The organism is Arthrobacter sp. HMWF013 (genome assembly GCF_003061105.1).
GTDB lineage: Bacteria > Actinomycetota > Actinomycetes > Actinomycetales > Micrococcaceae > Arthrobacter.
Genome location: NZ_QAIQ01000377.1, coordinates 807 through 3910 on the forward strand (window position 1 = coordinate 807; position 3104 = coordinate 3910).

At 62.4% G+C, this 3104-nt stretch carries 2 protein-coding genes; both read left to right on the forward strand.

Translation table 11 applies throughout. The features are described from left to right. Positions 1-1738 (forward strand): phytase (locus DBR22_RS24150; protein ID WP_219928123.1); only part of this gene is annotated, 1738 nt, incomplete at its 5' end. Between the two features lie 17 nt (positions 1739-1755). Next, positions 1756-2643: a class I SAM-dependent methyltransferase gene (locus DBR22_RS13970; protein ID WP_108599512.1), complete on the forward strand. Its 888-nt coding sequence runs from the start codon at positions 1756-1758 to the stop codon at positions 2641-2643. Positions 2644-3104: the final 461 nt, after the last annotated feature.

Genomic DNA, 3104 nt, shown 5'->3' on the forward strand with positions numbered 1-3104 from the left:
GCATGCCGCGGACGTCCTCGTGATTCCGTCGGCGGAGACAGCATCCGTTCCGAGCTCCGGTGACGCGGCGGACGACACCGCGGTCTGGATACATCCCACGGATCCGTCGCAGAGCGTGGTGATCGGTACGGACAAATTAACTACCGGAGGCGTAGGGGTCTACGACCTGGCGGGGCGCCAGCTACATTTCTACCTGCACGGCAGTATGAACAACGTTGATCTCCGCTACAACTTTCCGTTGGGGGCTGAGCGCATCGCCCTCGTCGGGGTGACGGAGAGGAATGTGGAGTCGACCGGCGTCCGGTTCTACAAGGTGAACGTCGCAGATCGGTCCCTGACAGAGGTGGGGCGCATCAGCACTCCAGGCAGGCCCCGCGGCTTCGGAATGTACCATTCACCGGTCTCCGGGAAGTATTACGCCTTTGTGCATGACTTCAATACGAATGTGATTTCCCAGTTTGAACTGAACGGCTCCACTGGATCGGTTCGAGGGACTGCCGTGCGTTCTTTCGACAACGGCGACAGCTCAGAAGGTATTTCTGCAGATGATGAGCTGCAGCGCGTCTATGTGTCCGAGGAGAAAGTTGGCGTGTGGCGGTACGGGGCTGAGCCGGGGGACGGGTCAACCCGGTCACTCGTGGACCGTACCGTGGCAACCGGCGGACGAATAGTGGAGAACGTCAAGAACACCGCCATCTATTATGGCCGGCAGGGGGCCGGCTATCTGATCGTGTCGAGCCAGGGTGGATCCAACTTCGTGATCTACAACCGCGGAGATAACGCCTATGTCGGCTCCTTCAAGATCACCGATGGAGGCGGCGTCGACGGTGTTAATGGTCAAGACGGGATCGATGTCAACAATTTCCCGCTCGGACCTTCCTATCCCGCTGGACTTTTCACCAGCCAGGACCACAACAACACCAACGCGGGCAACGGCAACAGTGGCAACCAAAATCACAAGCTTGTTTCCTGGCAGCGAATTGCCGATGCTTTCAGCCCCCGGCTGCTTGTGGATACCACTTTTGACCCGCGTCAAATAGGAGCAGCGGGCGGGGGAGGAAACCCCGGTCCGGGCACCCCGCCGCCGCCCGATACGTCGACTACGAGTCCCATTGCGGTTAAGGCAGCGTCGCTGAATGGTGCCCTGGGGGCAGCCACCACGGCAGAGGTGTACGGCCTCAAGGACAACGGCGGGTTCCAGTGCTTTCAACGCGGCTGCATCCTTTACTCGCCAGCCACAGGGGCGCACGTCTCCCTGGGGGCGATCCGTGGCAAGTGGGCGGAGACAGGGTTCGAAAACGGCAGGCTCGGATATCCGGTCACCGATGAAGTGGGCGGGCTCAGGGACGGCGGGGTGTTCCAGAACTACCAGGGCGGCACGATCATGTACTCGCCCGCAACCGGGGCCCACATTTCTGTGGGGGCGATCCGTGGCAGGTGGGCCGAGACCGGGTACGAAAACGGCAGGCTCGGATACCCGGTCAGCGACGAAGTGGGCGGGCTCAGGGACGGCGGGGTGTTCCAGAACTACCAGGGCGGCGCGATCATGTACTCGCCGGCATCAGGGGCGCACCTCTCCGTTGGCGGCATCCGAACCATCTGGGCCTCCACCGGGTATGAGACAGGCCGCCTCGGCTACCCCACCAGCGAGGAATACGCCACAGCCAATGGAGGCGTGGCCCAGAACTATCAGGGCGGCATCATCAACCTGAACCCAAACGGATACACCATCACTTAGTCGTAAGGACTGATGGCGTGATCGTCCCCAATATTTCCCAGAACGCCGCGGCGGTCGCGGACCACTACGACGAGCTCGATCCGATCTATCGTCGGGTGTGGGGTGAGCATGTCCATCACGGGCTTTGGGCGACGGGTCGCGAGACGCCCGCGGAGGCCGTCGAGGCGCTAGCCGACACCGTCGGTGATCGGTTGCGCCTTATGCCAGGCGAGGCGTGCGTCGACATCGGCTGCGGCTATGGTTCCACCGCAAGGCAGCTCGCGGTGACACGCAGGGTCCGGGTTACCGGCGTCACGCTCTCCGCTGAGCAGGCCCACTATGCCGCCGCGCATCCCGTACCCGATGTGGACATCCAGCTCCGCGACTGGCTGGTCAACGGGCTGCCCGATGCCTTGGCCACCGCCGCGTGGGCGATTGAGTCGAGCGAGCACATGGTCGACAAGCCGAGGTTCTTCGCCGAGGCGCATCGCGTGCTGTCGCCGGGCGGCCGCTTCGTCGTCTGCGCGTGGCTCGCCGAGACTGATGCCAGCGGTTGGACGGTTCGCCACCTGCTCGAGCCGATCTGCCGCGAAGGGCGCCTGCCCTCGATGGGCACGCGCGGGGAGTATGAGGCGATGGCTGTTGAGGCGGGCTTTGCCATAGATGGCTATGAGGATGTCAGCCGCCGCGTCGCGCGCACATGGTCCATCTGCGCCCGTCTGCTGGTGAAGGCCCTGCTCGTTGATCCCGAGACCCGTCGCCTCGCCCTTGGCGCACGCAACCGCATTTTCATTCTGAGCTTCCCCCGCCTGATCCTGGCCTACCGCACCGGTGCAATGCGCTACGGGATATTCACGCTGTCGAAGGCGGGGGAGAACGGGGCGCCACGTGACCCCGGCACATCAGCGCAGCAGGAGCCAGCCTGATAGCCGGCACCTTCAAACTTCACAATTATGACCGTGTGGTGCCGCTTTTTGGAATGCAGGCTCAAGATCGGATCAAGGAATACTCAGCCTTACCCAAAGATCCCACAAATCTAGCATCCGCCAGGCTTCTTATAAATAGACTGCCGGGAGAAACAATTGTCGACGGAGAAAAGGCCCGGCTGATTGCCGGGCCTTTATTTTTTTGGGGGAAAATTTGTCGGACTTTGAAACCCTTCTGGGTTCATCTGCGTACGCTTCGGGGCCGGCAGCGAGACCGCCGCGGAAACCCCGCTCTTCCACCCTTATTGTCGGGGGCATTACGGCACTGTTTATGGTGATCGGGGCTATCGGCGGAGGCATTGGGGGCGCCCTCATCTTCCTGGCCATCACGGCTGCACTGACTGGCCTCTATGTTCTGGCGACAGGGCGACGGTCGTGGGCGTGGCTCCCGGCCAAGCGCA